Genomic DNA, 17,187 nt, shown 5'->3' with positions numbered 1-17,187 from the left:
GGGAACGTTCCGTCGGCGGGCGCCGTCCATACACGGATACCCTTGACAGGTGACCGACGCCCAAGAAACCGCAGCAGCCAGTTCACTGCGAACCACCGGAGGCGCCCCTCCGGACGACGGCGGATCGACTGACTCCGGGGCGCCGACACCTCTACTCGAACCGCGCGAGGGCATTCCCCCCGTGATCGCCGACGAGGCCTCCCTCGCCGAGGTGATCGCCGCCTTCGCGGCCGGTTCCGGCCCCGTCGCCGTCGACGCCGAGCGCGCCTCCGGCTACCGCTACGGACAGCGCGCCTATCTGGTGCAGCTGCGTCGCGAGGGCGCCGGCAGCGCGCTGATCGACCCGGTGGGCTGCCCCGACCTCTCCGGGCTCGGCGAGGCGCTGTCCGGCGTGGAGTGGGTGCTGCACGCGGCCACCCAGGACCTGCCGTGTCTGCGGGAGATAGGCATGGTGCCGACGCGGCTGTTCGACACCGAGCTGGCCGGACGGCTCGCCGGATTCCCGCGGGTCGGCCTCGGCGCGATGGTCGAGGGAGTACTGGGCTTCGTCCTCGAGAAGGGCCACTCCGCGGTGGACTGGTCCACCCGGCCGCTGCCCGAGCCGTGGCTGCGGTACGCGGCTCTCGACGTCGAGCTCCTGGTCGACCTGCGCGACGCGCTGGAGAAGGAGCTGGACCGGCAGGGCAAGCTGGAGTGGGCCCGCCAGGAGTTCGACGCGATCGCGTCCGCCCCGCCGCCCGAGCCCCGCAAGGACCCGTGGCGTCGCACGTCCGGCATGCACAAGGTGCGCAGGCGGCGGCAGCTGGGCGTGGTGCGGGAGCTGTGGCAGACGCGGGACCGGATCGCGCAGCGCCGGGACGTGTCGCCGGGCAAGGTGCTGTCGGACGCGGCCATCGTGGAGGCGGCGCTGTCCCTTCCGGTGAACGTGCAGGCGCTGACGGCGCTGAACGGGTTCGGGCACCGGATGGGCCGACGGCAGCTGGAGCAGTGGCAGGCGGCGGTCGACCGGGCGAAGGCGTTCAGCGAGTCGCAGCTGCCGCAGCCGGGGCAGACCGTGGCCGGGCCGCCGCCCCCCCGGGCCTGGGCCGACAAGGACCCCGCGGCCGCGGCACGACTGTCCGCGGCGCGGGCCGCCGTCTCCGCGCTGGCCGAGGAGCTGAACATGCCCCAGGAGAACCTGATCGCCCCGGACGCGGTGCGGCGGGTCTGCTGGGAGCCTCCGGCAGCCGACGCGGACGCGGTGGCCGGTGCGCTCACGGCGTACGGGGCGCGGCCGTGGCAGGTGGAGCAGGTCACGCCGGTGCTGGTCGCGGCGCTGGCCGGCGCGGTTTCCTGACCGCCGGGAACCCGTCCGGAGCAAGGCACGCGAACGATCACCTGGTCGCTCCCCTCATGAATCCGTTGTAGATGTATTTCTGGAGGGCCAGGAAGACGATCAGTGTCGGCAGGATGACCAGCACCGCTCCTGCCGAGATCGTTTCCCAGTGGGCCGCGTAGGGGCCCTTGAAGCGGAACAGGGACGTCGAGATCACGCCAAGATCTTGTGAGGGCATGTAGAGGAAGGGGATGTAGAAGTCGTTGTAGACGGCGATCCCCTTCACGATCACGACCGTCGCGATCGCCGGTTTCAGCAGCGGAAAGATGATCTTCCGGTAGATCGTGAACGCGTTGGCGCCGTCGAGGCGGGCGGCCTCGTCCAGCGAGATCGGGATCGAGCGCACGAACTGCAGGAAGATGTAGATCGAGACGATGTCCGTGCCCGTGTAGAGGGCGATCGGGGCCCAGCGGGTGTCGAACATGCCGAGGCTGTGGACGATCTGGAAGGTGGCCACCTGGGTGGTCACCCCGGGGACCAGCGCGGCGACTAGGAACAGGGCGATCACCGGTTTCCTGAATCGGAAGGTGAACCGGTCGATCGCGTACGCGGTCATCGAGCCGATGAGCACGGTCCCGCCGACGGAGACGACGAGAATGAAGGCGGTGTTGCCGAACGCCGTGAGCATCCCGCCGTCCCGGAACGCCGTCACATAGTTGTGGAAGTTGAACGGGTCGTCCGGCGGTGTGAGCGCCCCGCTCCCGTTCGCCGTCTCGTTCTCGGTCTTCAGCGAGGTCAGCAGGACGACGCCCAGCGGGAGCAGGACGACCAGCGTCGCGGCGATCAGCGACAGGTACACGAGGGCGCGGGCCACGGCACGGCGTGTCATACGAGGTCCACCCTGTCGTCGGGGACGAGGCGTCGCTGTACCCAGGTCACCAGCAGGACGATCAGCAGCAGTACGACCGCCGCCGCCGAGGCGAGTCCCGTCTTGTTGAACTGGAAGGCCAGCTTCACCGTCTGGATCACGAAGGTCTTGGTGCCGGTCGCCCCGCCGGTCATGACGTACGGGATCTCGAAGGCCGAGAGGGAACCGGAGACGGACAGGATCACCGTCAGGGTCAGTACCGGTCTGATGCCGGGCAGGATGATGTAGCGGAACTGGTGCCATCGGCCGGCGCCGTCCAGCTCTGCCGCCTCGTACAGCTCCCCCGGGATGGACTGGATCGCCCCGAGGAACAGGACGAAGTTCATGCCCAGGTAGCGCCAGACCGAGACGCCGGCCAGGGACACGTTCGCCGAGACCGGGGTGCCGAGCCACGCGTGGTCGGTGTGGTAGCCGAAGAGGCCGAGGACCGTGTCGAAGGTCCCGCCGTCCTGGAAGAAGTAGAGGAAGACGAAACCGATCGCCACTCCGTTGACCAGGGACGGAAAGAAGAGCACGCCCTTGAAGAAGTTCCGGAAACGGATGTCGAAACTGAGGATCGTCGCGAAGTACAGCGCGGCGACGATCTGGACCACCGAGGCGGCCAGGTAGTAGCCGCTGACCCAGAACACCTGGAAGAGATCCTCCCTGGTGAAGATCTCCGTGTAGTTCTCGGCGCCCGTGTAGTGCAGTTCGGGGCTCACGCCGTCCCAGTCGGTGAAGCTGTAGGCGACCATGTTGGCGATCGGCGCGTAGGTGAACGTGATCAGCAGGGTGAGCGGGGCGAGCAGGAACAGCCACGGGGTGAGCAGCCGCCAGGCGCGTGCCCGGCGCGGGGCCGGTGCGGGAGCGGCGCGCCTCGGCACCGGTGTCACCGTTCCGGAGGCTTCCTTCCCGGCGCGGGGCGACGGGGGGTGGGTGTGCGCGTGCGCCATCAGTCGCCCACGTTCGCTTGCGTCTCGGTCCACTTCTTGCCGAGGTCGCCGAGGAAGTCGTCCAGGCTGCCCTTCTTGGCGCCCCGTGCGAGATCGACCAGGTCCTGGCGGTACTCGGGCTTGTAGATGCCGACTTCGGACTCGTTGTCGATCAGTTTGACCTTGGCGCCCGCGGAGTCGTCCAGCTCGATGAGCTTGACGCCCGCCTCCTCGTAGGGCTTCAGCACCTCGGGCATGGCCGCGTCCTTGAGCGGGGAGATGGCCAGGTTGTCCTTGTCGTAGCCGGACTTGTCGGTGAACCAGTCGATCCAGGCGCGGGCCGCCTCCTTGTGCGGGGAGTGGACGTTCACGGCCTGGTTGTAGTCGGGGCCGACGGTCGCGCAGAACGTGCCGTTCGTCCGGGCGGGGAACGGCATGAAACCGATGTCGTCCGGGTTCACGCCCGCCTTCTTCGCGGCGTCCTGGAACTGGATGATCGCCCAGGTTCCGAGCCACTGCGTGGCGATCTCCCCCTTGGCCGTCCGGGGCTTGGACTCCTCCCAGTTGCTGGTCGTCGGGTCCTTCTCGGCCAGGCCCTGCTTGACGATGTCGTACAGCAGGGTGTCCCCGACCCGCAGGTCGGAGCCCTGGGCCCACGGGTCCTCCGCGGCGAGCTTCGTGGTCGCCCGCGGGTCGCAGTGGACCGCGCCGTCGACGTACGTCCACGAGGTGAGCGGCCACTGCGCGGCGAAGTTGGTGTAGTAGGGGACCGCGTCGGTCTTCGCCTTGATCGCCTTCAGATCCGTGAGGAACTCGGCCGGGGTGGTGGGCCATTCGGTGACCCCCGCCTCCTTCCAGACCCGCTTGTTGTAGACGAAGCCGGGCATCACCCCGACCGGGCTCTGGCCGTAGACCTTGCCGTCGACGGTGGTGAAGTCGGTGAACCGGTACTTCTTGCCGCGTTCGGCGGCGGTGCCGAGGGAGGCGAAGAACTTCGGGTAGTCGTCCTTCTTGATGACCGCGGGGATCAGCAGGACGTCGCCGTAGTCGTCCGTGTTCATCCGGATCTTGATCTCGGCCTCGTAGTCGGTGAGGGCCTGGAACTCCACCTTGACCTTGGGATAGGTCTTGTTGAACTCGGCGGCGTACTTCTTCATCGTGCCGTCCTGCACGAGGTCGGTGCGCACGGTGAGGACCGTGATGGTGCCGCCGACCTTCGACGGGTCGGCGGGCGCCTTGGCGTCCGCGCCCTTCGCGCTGCCTCCGGTGCCGGTGCAGCCCGGGAGCAGCAGGGCGGCTCCCGCGACCGTGGCGAGGACCAGGACTGTACGGCGGTTCATGTGCATCACTTCCGTTCTCGGGACGTTCTCGGGACGGACGAGCACGTGCGGTGTGGCCGAGCACAAGCGGGTGGGTCGAACACGTGCGGGGTGGTCGAGCACGAGTGGGTTGGCTGATTCGGCACTCTGGCAGCGCTTTCCTCAACCGGTAAAGTCCGATTCCCGCCAACGATGAACAAGTGGCGCTCAGTTGTGGGCTTTACCGGTTTAGGGAGTGCGCATGCTGGAGGCCTCACCGCTCGACGACGGATGGAATCTGCGGCACGAGGGCACGCCGCTCCCGGCCCGGGTGCCGGGCTGTGTGCACACCGATCTGCTCGCCGCCGGGGTGATCCCGGACCCGTTCCTCGGTCTGGGTGAGCGGGAGGTCGCGTGGGTGGGGCGGCGCGAGTGGACGTACGAGAGGGAGCTGCCGGCCGTGCGGTCCGGGCACGAGCAGACCGACCTGGTCTTCGACGGGCTCGACACGGTCGCGGAGATCACGCTGAACGGCCGACTCCTCGGCCGGGTGCGGAACATGCACCGCTCGTACCGCTTCGACGTGACGGGGCTCGACGGGCCGCTGGCCGTCCGGTTCGTCTCCGCGTACGCCGAGGCGGAGGCCGTACGGGGGAAGGTCGGCGACCGCCCGGCCGCCTACACCGAGCCGTACCAGTACCTGCGCAAGATGGCGTGCTCGTTCGGCTGGGACTGGGGGCCCACCCTGGTGACGGCCGGGATCTGGCGGCCGGTGCGGGTGGAGCGCTGGTCGACGGCGCGGCTGGCCCGGGTGCGCCCGCTGGTGACCGTCGAACAGGGCATCGGAGTAGTTGAGTTGCGGGTGGACGTGGAGCGCACCCGGGTGGAGGCCGGACTCACGCTGGAGGCCCGGGTGGGGGGGCGCTCGGCGCGCGCCGAGGTGACGGGCACCAGCGCCACCGTGCGGGTCGAGGTGCCGGACGCGGAGCTCTGGTGGCCGCGCGGGTACGGTGAACAGGCTCTGTACGACGTCGAGTTGACGTTGCACCACGGCAGCGCGCCGCTCGACGTCTGGCGGCGGCGCGTCGGCTTCCGCAGCGTCGGGCTGGATACCTCCGCCGACGCCCACGGGACCGGGTTCACCCTCGTCGTCAACGGGGAGCGGCTCTTCGTGCGGGGCGTCAACTGGATCCCGGACGACGTGTTTCCGTCCCGGGTGACCCGGGCGCGCTACCGCGAGCGGCTGGGGCAGGCGGCCGGCGCCGGGGTCGACCTGGTCCGGGTCTGGGGCGGCGGTATCTACGAGAGCGAGGACTTCTACGACGCCTGCGACGAGCTGGGCCTGCTGGTGTGGCAGGACTTCCCGTTCGCGTGCGCGGCCTACCCCGAGGAGCAGCCGCTGCGCGGCGAGGTGGAGGCGGAGGCCCGCGAGAACGTCGTACGGCTGATGCCGCATCCGTCGCTCGTGCTGTGGAACGGCAACAACGAGAACCTGTGGGGGTTCAGGGACTGGGGGTGGGAGGAGCGGCTGGACGGGGACTCCTGGGGTGAGGGCTACTACCTCGGTGTACTCCCGCGTGTCGTGGGCGAGTTGGATCCGACGCGGCCCTACACGCCGGGGAGTCCCTGGTCGGGGTCGTGGGAGCACCATCCCAACGACCCGGCACACGGGACGCACCACTCCTGGGAGGTGTGGAACCGGCAGGACTACGCCGACTACCGGAGCGAGGTGCCGCGCTTCGTGGCCGAGTTCGGCTGGCAGGCCCCGCCCGCCCACGCCACTCTGCGGCGGGCGCTGCCGGGTGAGGCGCTCGCGGCGGACTCCCCCGGCATGCTGCACCACCAGAAGGCCGAGGACGGCAACGGCAAGCTGGCCCGCGGGCTCGCCCGCCACTTCGCCGTGCCGGAAGGCGACTTCGACCGGTGGCACTACCTCACGCAGGTCAACCAGGCGCGGGCCGTGGCGACCGGGATCGAGCACTGGCGGTCGCGCTGGCCGGTCTGCGCGGGCACGATCGTCTGGCAGCTCAACGACTGCTGGCCGGTGACGTCCTGGGCGGCGATCGACGGGGACGGGAGGGAGAAGCCGCTGTACCACGAGCTGCGGCGGCTGTACGCGGATCGGCTGCTGACCCTGCAAGTGCGGTACGAGGGACTGGCGTTGGCCGCCGTCAACCAGTCGGGCGAGCCGTGGGCGGCCACGGTGTCGTTGCGGCGGGTGTCCGTTGAGGGGGGAGTGATCGGTGCGGCGGACGTGGAACTCACGGTCGGTGCACGGGCGGTCGGCGAGATGCGGGTGCCGGCCGAGCTGGAGCCGGCCGGGGCGAAGGAGTTCCTGGTGGCCGACACAGTGGCCGGCGCAGGGGGGTCCCTCCGCTCGACCGGGAGCGGGACCGGGAGCGGGAGAGGGGAAGGGCTGCGGGCCGTGCACTTCCCGGTGGCCGACCGCGACATCCCCTATCCGCGGCCGCGGTTCGAGGTGACCGTGGCACCGGGGGGCGTCACCGTCACGGCCCACACCCTCGTACGGGATCTGCTGCTCCAGGCCGACCGGCTGGGGCCGCACGCGCGGGCCGACCGGGGCCTTGTGACCTTGCTGCCCGGGGAGCGGGTGACCATCGGGGTCGAGGGCTGGGAGACTCCGGATGCCGCCGCCGCCCGGGCCGCGCTGTACTGCCAGGAGCCCGCTCGATGACAGCGTCCCCGTCGCCTCGCGTCACCATCAAGGACGTCGCGGCGCGTGCCGGCGTCTCCAAGGGTGCCGTGTCGCTCGCCTTCAACCGCAAGCCGGGTCTGGCGGAGGCGACCCGGGACCGGATCTTCGCGGCGGCGCGGGAGCTGGGCTGGGAACCGAACCTCACGGCACGCTCGCTGTCGAGCTCGCGGGTGGACGTGGTGGGGCTCGCGATCTGCCGGCCGGCCCGGATGCTGGGTCTTGAGCCGTTCTACATGGAGTTCGTCTCCGGGGTGGAGAGTGTGCTGACCGAGCACTCCTGTTCGCTGCTGCTGAGGCTGGTGCGCACCGTGGAGGAGGAGGCCGGGCTCCTGGAGTCGTGGTGGCGCGGGCGACAGATCGGCGGGTCGATCCTGGTCGACTTCCGGGCCGACGATCCCCGGGTGGCGGCGGCCGAGCGGCTCGGGATGCCGGTGGTCGCGGTGGGGCACCCCTCGCTGACCGGGAGCCTGACGTCGGTGTGGACCGACGACGCGACGGCGGTGACGGAGGCGGTCCGCTATCTGGCGGCCCTCGGGCACCGCCGGATCGCGCGGGTGGGCGGCGCGGCCGCACTCGGGCACACGGTGATGCGGACCGCGGCCTTCGACGCGGCGGCGCGGACCCTGGGGCTGGCGGGAGCCTGGCAGGTCGCCACGGACTACTCCGGGGAGGCGGGGGCGCGGGCGACCCGGTCGATGCTGACCGCCGCTCCGCCGGACCGGCCCACGGCGATCGTCTACGACAACGACATCATGGCGGTGGCCGGGCTGGCCGTGGCGGCCGAGATGGGGCTCGGGGTGCCCGCCGACGTCTCCCTCCTCGCCTGGGACGACTCCCAGCTGTGCCGGCTCACCCATCCGACGCTCTCCGCGATGAGCCATGACGTGCACGGATTCGGCGCGGAGGCGGCGCGGACGCTGTTCGGCGTGATCACCGGGCCGGGTTCCGGATCGCATCCGGTGCCGACGCCCGTACTGACCCCACGCGGCTCCACGGCACCGCCCCGCGGCTGAGTGCGAGGGTGAGTTCGGACGCGTCCCGGGTGTGACGTTCGCCGCTTGGCCCCCCGGGACTGGGCAGCTACGTTACCGATAAGTAGCATGGGTCCTGAGCGCGCGCTCAGTGTTTGCGTGTCGCAGCAGTGCCATCCCGCACCTGGAGGAGAGCCATCGTGCCTCGTACCGTCAGGGACGTCGTCTTCGTCGACGGCGTCCGTACCCCGTTCGGCAAGGCGGGCCCGAAGGGCATCTACCACGAGACCCGGGCCGACGACCTCGTGGTGAAGGCGATCCGGGAGCTGCTGCGCCGCAACCCCGGCCTCGACCCGAAGAAGATCGACGAGGTCGCCATCGCCGCGACCACGCAGATCGGCGACCAGGGCCTGACCATCGGCCGCACCGCCGGCATCCTGGCCGGTCTGCCGACCTCCGTGCCCGGTTACTCCATCGACCGCATGTGCGCGGGCGCCCTGACGGCCGTCACCGCGGTCGCCGGCTCCGTGGCCTTCGGCGCCTACGACATCGCCGTCGCCGGCGGTGTCGAGCACATGGGCCGCCACCCGATGGGCGAGGGCGTGGACCCCAACCCGCGGTTCGTCAGCGAGAAGCTGGTCGACGAGTCCGCCCTGTTCATGGGCATGACCGCCGAGAACCTGCACGACCGCTACCCCACCATCACCAAGCAGCGCGCCGACGAGTACGCCGTGCGCTCGCAGGAGAAGGCCGCCAAGGCGTACGCCAACGGCAAGATCCAGGCCGACCTGGTGCCGGTGTCGGTCCGCCGCACCAACCCGGACGCCGGTGAGACGGGCTGGGGCCTGGTCACCGCCGACGAGCCGATGCGCCCGGGGACGACGCTGGAGAACCTCTCCGGCCTGAAGACCCCGTTCCGTGTCCACGGCCGGGTAACCGCCGGTAACGCGGCCGGTCTGAACGACGGCGCGACCGCTTCCCTCATCGCGTCCGAGGACTTCGCCCGCGAGAACGGCCTGCCGGTCAAGATGCGCCTCGTCGCGTACTCCTTCGCGGGTGTCGAGCCGGAGGTCATGGGCTACGGCCCGATCCCGGCCACGGAGAAGGCGCTGGCCCAGGCGGGCCTGTCCATCTCCGACATCGGTCTCTTCGAGATCAACGAGGCCTTCGCCGTCCAGGTCCTGGCCTTCCTCGAGCACTACGGCATCGCGGACGACGACGAGCGCGTCAACCAGTACGGCGGCGCGATCGCCTTCGGTCACCCGCTCGCCTCCTCCGGCGTCCGTCTGATGACGCAGCTGGCCCGCCAGTTCGAGGAGCAGCCGGGCGTCCGCTACGGCCTGACCACCATGTGCGTCGGCTTCGGCATGGGCGCGACCGTCATCTGGGAGAACCCGCACTTCGAGTCCGCCGGAGGCGACAAGTGAGCACCACCGAACTCCTGAAGGGCGCGGCCGAGCTGTTCCCGGACGAGGTCGTCACCCAGGCGCACGTCCGTCACCTGGACCTGCCGTTCAACGCGGGGCGCTTCGCCCTGATCACGCTGGACAACGGTTTCGACCACACCAAGCCGACCACCTTCGGACCGCAGTCCCTCGCGAACCTCGACAGCGCGATCGACCAGGTCGAGAAGGAGGCCGCGGCCGGCGAGATCGTCGGTGCCGGCGTCACGGGCAAGCCGTTCATCTTCGCCGTCGGCGCGGACCTGAAGGGCGTCGAGCTCCTCAAGGAGCACAAGGACGCGCTCGCCATCGGCAAGGGCGGCCACGAGGTCTTCAAGCGCCTGTCGGGCCTCGCGGTCCCGACCTTCGCCTACTACAACGGCGCGGCGATGGGCGGTGGCGTCGAGGTCGGTCTGCACTGCAGGTACCGCACGGTGTCCGCGGCGCTGCCGGCCTTCTCGCTGCCCGAGGTCTTCCTCGGTCTGGTCCCCGGCTGGGGCGGCTGCACACTGCTGCCGAACCTGATCGGCGCGGACAAGGCCGTCTCGGTGATCATCGAGAACTCGCTCAACCAGAACAAGCAGCTCAAGGGCGTGCAGGTCTACGAGCTGGGCATCGCCGACGCCCTGTTCGAGGGCGCGGACTTCCTGGAGCAGTCGCTGCTCTGGACGGCGTCCGTCCTCAAGGGCGAGATCGTCGTCGACCGCCCGGTGATCGACCGCGGTGAGGCCTGGGACCAGGCCGTCGCGCGCGGCCGGTTCGTGGCGGACAGCAAGGTGCACGGCGCGGCCCCGGCCGCCTACCGCGCCCTCGACATCATCGCCGCCGCCAAGAACGGCGACCTCCAGCAGGGCTACGACGCCGAGGACGTGGCGCTCGCCGACCTGATCATGGGTGGCGAACTGCGCTCCGGCATCTACGCGTTCAACCTGGTGCAGAAGCGCGGCAAGCGGCCGGCCGGCGCACCGGACAAGTCCCTGGCGCGTCCGGTCACCAAGGTCGGCGTCGTGGGCGCGGGCCTGATGGCCTCGCAGCTCGCCCTGCTGTTCCTGCGCCGCCTCGAGGTGCCGGTCGTGCTGACCGACATCGACCAGGAGCGCGTCGACAAGGGTGTGGGCTACGTCCACGCCGAGATCGAGAAGCTGCTCGGCAAGGGCCGTATCAACCAGGACAAGGCCAACCGCCTCAAGGCGCTGGTGTCCGGTGTGCTGGACAAGGCCGAGGGCTTCGCCGACGCGGACTTCATCATCGAGGCCGTGTTCGAGGAGATCGGCGTCAAGCAGCAGGTGTTCGCGGAGGTCGAGGCGGTCGCCCCGGCGCACGCGATCCTCGCCACCAACACCTCCTCGCTGTCGGTCTCCGAGATGGCGTCGAAGCTGAAGAACCCCGAGCGGGTCGTGGGCTTCCACTTCTTCAACCCGGTCGCGATCCTGCCGCTCCTGGAGATCGTGCGCGGCGAGCGGACCGACGACGCCTCGCTGGCCACGGCGTTCGCCGTCGCCAAGAAGCTGAAGAAGACGGCGGTTCTGGTGAAGGACGCTCCGGCGTTCGTCGTGAACCGCATCCTCACCCGTTTCATGGGCGAGGTGCAGAACGTCATCGACGAGGGCACCCCGGTCGAGGTGGCGGAGAAGGCGGTGGAGCCGCTCGGCCTGCCGATGTCCCCGCTGGTCCTCCTCGAGCTGGTCGGCCCCGCGATCGGTCTGCACGTCTCGGAGACCCTCAACCGGGCCTTCCCGGACCGCTTCACGGTCTCCCCGAACCTCGCGGCCGTCGTCAAGGCGGGCAAGCGCGGTTTCTACGTGTACGACAGCGGCAAGCCGGAGCTGGACCCCGAGGTCTCCGCGCTCCTGAAGCAGGGCGACAACGTCCTGACCGAGGAGCAGGTGCGGGCGCGCGTCCTGGACGCGGTGGCGCAGGAGATCGGGCTCATGCTCGACGAGGGTGTCGTCGCCGAGGCGCAGGACATCGACCTCTGCCTGATCACGGGCGCCGGCTGGCCCTTCCACCTGGGCGGCATCACGCCGTACCTGGACCGCGAGGGTGTCTCCGAGCGCGTGAACGGCAAGAAGTTCCTGGCGCCCGGCGTCGCCTCGGTGCCTGCGTAACCGTCGTGACCGTCCTGTGCCGCAGGACGTGAAGAGGGCCTCCGCCACGTGCGGAGGCCCTCTTTTCATGCGCCGACGGCGTCCGTTCGGCCTCGGCGGACTCTGCGCCGCGGCGCACGCCGACCGACGGAGACGCGGCCGGGGAAGACGCGGCCGACGGAGACGCAACTGACGGTCAGGTCGGCTGCGGTGACGCGGAGACCGCGGTCAGACGGTGCGCCAGGCCGTCAGGGCCAGGCCGGGCTCGTCCTTGCGGCGGGTGAGCCGGAGGTGGCCGGTCGACCGGGGACAGGGCCGCCGCGACCACCCGGTTCTCGTGGTCCTCGGCGAGCGCCACCACGGCGTCGGCCGGCAGTTGCGGTCCCGACTCGGACCACCAGGCACCGGCCGACTCCCGTTCCGTCGGGTACGCGGCGAAGGCCACGCGACCGCTCGTGGAGCGCTGGGCGAGCAACGTGCAGTCGTGACCGTCGAGTTCGGTGCGGATCGCCGCGACCGGGCCGGGTCCGGCGGCGGCGAGCACGCGGTGGGGCTCGCCGCCGGGACGCCACGCGCACACGTCACCGGATGCGTCGGTGTAGAAGAGGGTGGTGTGCTCCGGGGAGGTGGCCAGCGCCCGCAGGGTGTTGGGCCGGACCGGTGTGTTCAGGGGCTCCTGGAGCACCGGCTGGGCGCCCGGCGCCTCCTGGCGCCAGTGCAGGATCCCACCGGACACGGCCGCGTACGCCTGGACGAGGCCGGATTCCCCCGTCACCGCGACCGGCGGCCCCTCGACGCCCTGTCCCTTCAGGTCGCGCCACGGATCCCAGCCGCCCTTCTCCTTCTGGGCGACCATGCACAGTCCCGTGCCGATGTTGCGGGCGAAGACGTGCGCGCGCCCCTGGGCGTCCACGGCGACGGCGGGCGTGCCCGTGCGGTCGCCCTTCTTGTTGGGATGGCCGATGGGCGCCCAGTCCAGGGCGGCGAGCAGCAGCCGGAAGTGCGTGCAGTGCACCAGGGCCGCCTCCCCCTTGCCCGTGGGCCGCCAGGAGGCCAGATGGGCGTAGCCGTCGGCGCCCTGTCCGACAGCCACGGCCGGGTACACCTTCTGGTCCCCGCCCACCTTGCGCGGGGCGCCCCAGGAGCCGCCCGGGATGTGTTCCGCCCGGCACAGGACGGCGTCGTCCGACATCAGATAGACACCGAGCCGCCCGTCGCGGCCGCGTATGAGCCAGTCGCCGTTCACCCGATCACTTTATGACGGCCCCCCTCGGCGCCCGCGCGAGGGTCATGCCCGCAGGGCCGGCCGTGCGACCCTGGGCCCATGGACGACACTCCCGCGCTGCTCGTGATCGTCGACGCCGCGAACGTCGTCGGGTCGGTGCCCGACGGCTGGTGGCGGGACCGGCGCGGGGCCGCGGAGCGACTGCGTGACCGGCTGGCGGTGGACGGGCTGCGGGGGCACGAGGGGCCCGAGGAGATCGTCCTCGTCGTGGAGGGCTCGGCCCGCGGGGTGGAGCCGGTGCCCGGGGTACGGGTGGAGGCGGCGCCAGGCAGCGGGGACGATCGCATCGTCGAGCTGGTCGCCGGGTCCGCGGGGCGCCCCCGTCTGGTCGTGACGGCCGACCGCGAGCTGCGCCGCCGGGTGACGGAGCTGGGAGCGGACGTGACGGGCCCGCGCTCGGTACGGGGCTGAAGCGGTACGGGGCTGAAGCGGTACGACGCCGGAGCCGGTCGCCGTGCTCCGTGCGGGGCGCGGGACCGGCTCAGGAGCCGCCTGGCCGGGTCGTCGCGCCCCGGCTTGCGGGACTGGACGGGACTAGACGGCGGACGTCTCCTCGTGGCGTGCGAGACGGCTGTGGGAGCGGCCGTAGAGGAAGTACACGACGAACCCGATGACCATCCAGATGCCGAACCGCAGCCAGGTCTCGGCAGGCAGGTTGAGCATCAGCCACAGCGAGGCCAGCACTGACACGATCGGCAGGAACGGCACCCACGGGGTGCGGAAGGACCGGGGCAGGTCGGGGCGCGACCTGCGCAGGAGGACCACGCCGATCGCGACGACGATGAAGGCGAACAGGGTGCCGATGTTCACCAGCTCGGCGAGCTCGCTGAGGCTGGTGAAGCCGGCCAGGATCGCGATCAGCACGCCGAGCAGGATGGTCGGCCGGTGCGGGGTCTTGAAGCGCGGGTGGACGTGGGAGAAGAAGCGCGGCAGCAGTCCGTCCCGGCTCATGGCGAAGAAGACCCGGGTCTGGCCGAGGAGCAGGATCATGCAGACGGTCGTCAGGCCTACGGCGGCACCGAAGCTGATGAAGCCCGCGAACCAGGGGTGTCCGGTGGCCTTGAAGGCGTCGGCGAGCGGGGCGCTGACCGACAGTTTGGTGTAGTGCTGCATCCCGGTGACGACGATCGACACGGCGACGTACAGGACCGTGCAGATGATCAGTGAGCCGATGATGCCGCGGGGCATGTCGCGCTGCGGGTTCTTGGTCTCCTCGGCGGCGGTGGCGACGACGTCGAAGCCGATGAAGGCGAAGAAGACGACGGAGGCGGCGGTGAAGATGCCCATCACGCCGAAGTTGGACGGCGCCCAGCCGAAGATCAGCTGGATCAGCGGGGCCTTGAGGCCGCCGCCCGCGTCGACGGGTTGCGCCTTCGGGACGAAGGGGTGGTAGTTGTCGCCGTGGATGAAGAAGGCGCCCGCGATGATCACGGTGAGGACGACGGTCACCTTGATGGCGACCACGACGGTGGTGACCCGCGCGGAGAGCTTCGTGCCGACCACGAGGATGGCGGTCAGCACCAGGACGAGGGCGGCGGCGAGGATGTCGAAGCCGAAGCCGTCGACTCCCTCCCGGCCGCTGAGCGCCGCCGGCAGGTGCCAGCCCGCGTTGTCGAGCAGCGAGGCGATGTATCCGGACCAGCCGACGGCCACCACCGCCGTGCCGAGCGCGAACTCCAGGACCAGGTCCCAGCCGATGATCCAGGCGGGGAGTTCTCCGAGGGAGGCGTACGAGAAGGTGTAGGCCGACCCGGCCACCGGCACGGTGGAGGCGAACTCGGCGTAGCAGAGCGCGGCGAGCGCGCAGACGACCCCGGCCACCACGAAGGCCAGGGCGACGGCGGGGCCGGCGTTGTTCTTGGCGACCGTGCCGGTGAGGACGAAGATGCCGGTGCCGATGATGACGCCGACGCCGAAGACGGTGAGGTCCAGCGCGGACAGGGATTTCCTGAGCGCGTGCTCGGGTTCCTCGGTATCGAGGATGGACTGCTCGACCTTCTTCGTCCGGAAGAGGGTGCTGCTCACGGGTTACCTCCCACGCTGCGTCGTCCTCGACATGATCGAGAGGGGGCAGAGACCGTATGCCCCGACGCGGGCCGGTTAACGCGAATGGACCGGTTTCACCACTCTTCACAGTGGTGGAACCGGCCCATTCGGGCGCTTCGGCTTGCCCGGTGCGGCGTCAGTCGCGGGCGGACTCCACGGAGTCGACCTCGGCCGAGCTGCCGTACTTGCCGTCGAGCTTGGAGACCAGGCCGGTGACCTGGCGGGCGATGTCGGGGGCGGTGAGCCCGATCTCGGCCATGACCTCGGCGCGGGAGGCGTGGTCGAGGAAGCGGGGCGGGATGCCGAAGTCGCGCAGCGGGACGTCGACGCCCGCGTCGCGCAGTGCCTGGGCGATCGCCGATCCGACGCCTCCGACACGGGAGTTGTCCTCGACGGTCACCACCACGCGGTGGCGTTCGGCGAGCGGGGCCATGGCCTCGTCGACGGGCTTGACCCAGCGCGGGTCGACGACCGTGGTGGTGATGCCCTGGCGGTCGAGGAGGGTCGCGATCTCCAGGCACATCGGGGCCAGGGCGCCCACCGAGACCAGCAGCACGTCCGGGGTGTCGGTGCCGCTCTCGCGCAGCACGTCCATGCCGCCGACGCGTCCCACGGCGGGTACGGCGGGGCCGACGGCGCCCTTGGAGAAGCGGACGACGGTCGGCGCGTCCTCGACCTGGACGGCCTCGCGCAGCTGGGCGCGGACCTGGTCGGCGTCGCGCGGGGCGGCGAGTCTGAGGCCCGGGACGACCTGGAGGATCGACATGTCCCACATGCCGTTGTGGGAGGCGCCGTCGGTGCCGGTGACACCGGCCCGGTCCAGTACGAACGTCACACCGCACTTGTGCAGGGCGACGTCCATCAGGACCTGGTCGAAGGCCCGGTTGAGGAAGGTGGCGTACACCGCGAAGACCGGGTGCACCCCGCCCGCGGCCAGTCCCGCGGCGGAGACCGCGGCGTGCTGCTCGGCGATGCCGACGTCGTAGATGCGGTTCGGGAAGGCGTCCGCGAACTTCTTCAGGCCGACCGGCTGCAGCATCGCCGCCGTGATCGCGACGATGTCCTCGCGCTCCTTGCCGAGCTCGACCATCTCGTCGCCGAAGACCGAGGTCCAGTCTGCGCCCGAGGCCTTGATCGGCAGACCGGTGTCGGGGTGGATGGGGCCGATGCCGTGGAAGCGGTCGGCCTCGTCCTGGAGGGCGGGCTGGTAGCCGCGGCCCTTCTCGGTGAGGCAGTGCACGATGACCGGGCCGCCGAAGCGCTTGGCGCGGGCCAGCGCGGACTCCAGGGCCTCGATGTCGTGGCCGTCGATCGGGCCGACGTACTTCAGGCCGAGGTCCTCGAACATGCCCTGGGGGGCGATGAAGTCCTTCAGACCCTTCTTGGCGCCGTGCAGGGTCTCGTAGAGCGGCCTGCCGACGACCGGGGTCCGCTCCAGGAGGTCCTTGCCGCGGGCGAGGAAGCGCTCGTAGCCGTCCGTCGTCCGCAGGGTGGCGAGGTGGTTGGCGAGGCCGCCGATGGTCGGCGCGTACGAGCGCTCGTTGTCGTTGACGACGATGACCAGCGGGCGGTCCCCGTCGGCGATGTTGTTCAGCGCCTCCCAGGCCATGCCGCCGGTGAGCGCCCCGTCACCGATGACGGCGACCACGTGGTCGCCGCGGTCGAGGATCTGGTTGGCCTTCGCGAGGCCGTCGGCCCAGCCGAGCACCGTGGAGGCGTGGCTGTTCTCGATGACGTCGTGCTCGGACTCCGCCTGCGACGGGTAGCCGGAGAGGCCGCCCTTCATCTTCAGCCGGGAGAAGTCCTGCCGGCCCGTGAGCAGCTTGTGCACATAGGACTGGTGGCCCGTGTCCCACAGCACCTTGTCCTTCGGGGACTCGAAGACCCGGTGCAGGGCGATGGTGAGCTCGACCACGCCGAGGTTGGGGCCGAGGTGGCCACCGGTCTTGGAGACGGCGTCGACGAGGAAGGTCCGGATCTCCCCTGCCAGCTGGTCCAGCTCCTCCAGGCTGAGCCGGTCCAGATCGCGCGGTCCCCTGATGCGGGTCAGCAGCGGCACCCGTGCCTCCTTGCAGTAAAAGCTGATCGAGCTGTTGCCGGGCTCGTCGAGTCTAATGTTCCGCCCGGGCTGATCGACTCCGGCCCATGCGTCATAGGTCACGCGAACGGCCGTACCCAGAATGAGCCT

General features: G+C 70.5%; 11 protein-coding genes and 1 pseudogene. 6 read left to right on the top strand and 6 right to left on the bottom strand.

What is annotated here, in order from left to right:
- Positions 1-49 precede the first annotated feature (49 nt).
- Positions 50-1,336 carry an HRDC domain-containing protein gene (locus ACFWBB_RS11160; protein ID WP_385269460.1) on the top strand — a complete coding sequence of 429 codons (1,287 nt, stop codon included), beginning with the start codon at positions 50-52 and terminating at the stop codon, positions 1,334-1,336.
- Positions 1,337-1,373: 37 nt separating this feature from the next.
- Here the strand turns inward: ACFWBB_RS11160 and ACFWBB_RS11155 are convergent, their stop codons facing one another.
- From ACFWBB_RS11155 to ACFWBB_RS11145, 3 genes are read right to left on the bottom strand one after another with little or no spacing between them, the layout of a single operon-like run.
- Positions 1,374-2,204 (bottom strand): carbohydrate ABC transporter permease, encoded by an 831-nt coding sequence (locus ACFWBB_RS11155; protein ID WP_385269458.1) that lies wholly within the window; start codon positions 2,202-2,204, stop codon positions 1,374-1,376.
- Positions 2,201-3,175: a carbohydrate ABC transporter permease gene (locus tag ACFWBB_RS11150; protein ID WP_385269456.1), complete on the bottom strand. Its 975-nt coding sequence runs from the start codon at positions 3,173-3,175 to the stop codon at positions 2,201-2,203. The genes ACFWBB_RS11155 and ACFWBB_RS11150 overlap by 4 nt, the downstream gene beginning before the upstream one ends.
- The gene (locus ACFWBB_RS11145; protein ID WP_385269454.1) at positions 3,175-4,494 is read right to left on the bottom strand and encodes an extracellular solute-binding protein; all 1,320 of its coding nucleotides are present in this window, start codon (positions 4,492-4,494) and stop codon (positions 3,175-3,177) included. Before ACFWBB_RS11145 ends, ACFWBB_RS11150 begins: the two co-directional genes overlap by 1 nt.
- Before the next feature lie 220 nt (positions 4,495-4,714).
- Here ACFWBB_RS11145 and ACFWBB_RS11140 point away from each other — a divergent pair, with 220 nt between their 5' ends.
- The 4 genes from ACFWBB_RS11140 to ACFWBB_RS11125 all read left to right on the top strand — a co-directional run bounded on the left by ACFWBB_RS11140 (position 4,715) and on the right by ACFWBB_RS11125 (position 11,689).
- Positions 4,715-7,147 (top strand): glycoside hydrolase family 2 protein, encoded by a 2,433-nt coding sequence (locus ACFWBB_RS11140; RefSeq protein WP_385269452.1) that lies wholly within the window; start codon positions 4,715-4,717, stop codon positions 7,145-7,147.
- Positions 7,144-8,181 (top strand): LacI family DNA-binding transcriptional regulator, encoded by a 1,038-nt coding sequence (locus ACFWBB_RS11135; protein ID WP_385269450.1) that lies wholly within the window; start codon positions 7,144-7,146, stop codon positions 8,179-8,181. Before ACFWBB_RS11140 ends, ACFWBB_RS11135 begins: the two co-directional genes overlap by 4 nt.
- Before the next feature lie 158 nt (positions 8,182-8,339).
- On the top strand, positions 8,340-9,566 hold the full coding sequence (locus tag ACFWBB_RS11130; protein WP_385269448.1) for a thiolase family protein: 1,227 nt from the start codon (positions 8,340-8,342) through the stop codon (positions 9,564-9,566).
- Entirely contained in the window at positions 9,563-11,689 is a 2,127-nt protein-coding gene (locus ACFWBB_RS11125) for a 3-hydroxyacyl-CoA dehydrogenase NAD-binding domain-containing protein (RefSeq protein WP_385269446.1), read from the top strand. The genes ACFWBB_RS11130 and ACFWBB_RS11125 overlap by 4 nt, the downstream gene beginning before the upstream one ends.
- A 207-nt stretch (positions 11,690-11,896) precedes the next feature.
- On the opposite strand, the pseudogene ACFWBB_RS11120 reads toward ACFWBB_RS11125, so the two are convergent.
- Positions 11,897-12,914 (bottom strand): annotated as a pseudogene (locus tag ACFWBB_RS11120) (hypothetical protein).
- Between the two features lie 78 nt (positions 12,915-12,992).
- On the opposite strand from ACFWBB_RS11120, the gene ACFWBB_RS11115 reads away from it, so the two are divergent.
- Positions 12,993-13,364, top strand: coding sequence for an NTP pyrophosphohydrolase (locus ACFWBB_RS11115; protein WP_385269444.1), 372 nt, complete (start codon positions 12,993-12,995; stop codon positions 13,362-13,364).
- 123 nt (positions 13,365-13,487) lie between these two features.
- Here ACFWBB_RS11115 and ACFWBB_RS11110 read toward each other — a convergent pair whose 3' ends face one another.
- Both ACFWBB_RS11110 and dxs read right to left on the bottom strand, forming a co-directional pair.
- On the bottom strand, positions 13,488-14,978 hold the full coding sequence (locus ACFWBB_RS11110; RefSeq protein WP_385269442.1) for an amino acid permease: 1,491 nt from the start codon (positions 14,976-14,978) through the stop codon (positions 13,488-13,490).
- A gap of 157 nt (positions 14,979-15,135) precedes the next feature.
- Positions 15,136-17,058: a 1-deoxy-D-xylulose-5-phosphate synthase gene (gene dxs / locus ACFWBB_RS11105; protein WP_385269468.1), complete on the bottom strand. Its 1,923-nt coding sequence runs from the start codon at positions 17,056-17,058 to the stop codon at positions 15,136-15,138.
- Between the last annotated feature and the right edge of the window lie 129 nt (positions 17,059-17,187).

Source organism: Streptomyces sp. NPDC060000 (genome assembly GCF_042737375.1).
Classification (GTDB): domain Bacteria; phylum Actinomycetota; class Actinomycetes; order Streptomycetales; family Streptomycetaceae; genus Streptomyces.
Note: the sequence above shows the minus strand (reverse complement) of the source record. Positions and strands in the feature narration are given on the sequence as shown.

What these genes read in the sequence shown, in the direction of transcription:
- ACFWBB_RS11155 (WP_385269458.1), bottom strand. Translation starts at nt 2,204, where the DNA reads ATGACACGCCGTGCCGTGGCCCGCGCCCTCGTGTACCTGTCGCTGATC.
- ACFWBB_RS11150 (WP_385269456.1), bottom strand. Translation starts at nt 3,175, where the DNA reads ATGGCGCACGCGCACACCCACCCCCCGTCGCCCCGCGCCGGGAAGGAA.
- ACFWBB_RS11145 (WP_385269454.1), bottom strand. Translation starts at nt 4,494, where the DNA reads ATGAACCGCCGTACAGTCCTGGTCCTCGCCACGGTCGCGGGAGCCGCC.
- ACFWBB_RS11140 (WP_385269452.1), top strand. Translation starts at nt 4,715, where the DNA reads ATGCTGGAGGCCTCACCGCTCGACGACGGATGGAATCTGCGGCACGAG.
- ACFWBB_RS11135 (WP_385269450.1), top strand. Translation starts at nt 7,144, where the DNA reads ATGACAGCGTCCCCGTCGCCTCGCGTCACCATCAAGGACGTCGCGGCG.
- ACFWBB_RS11115 (WP_385269444.1), top strand. Translation starts at nt 12,993, where the DNA reads ATGGACGACACTCCCGCGCTGCTCGTGATCGTCGACGCCGCGAACGTC.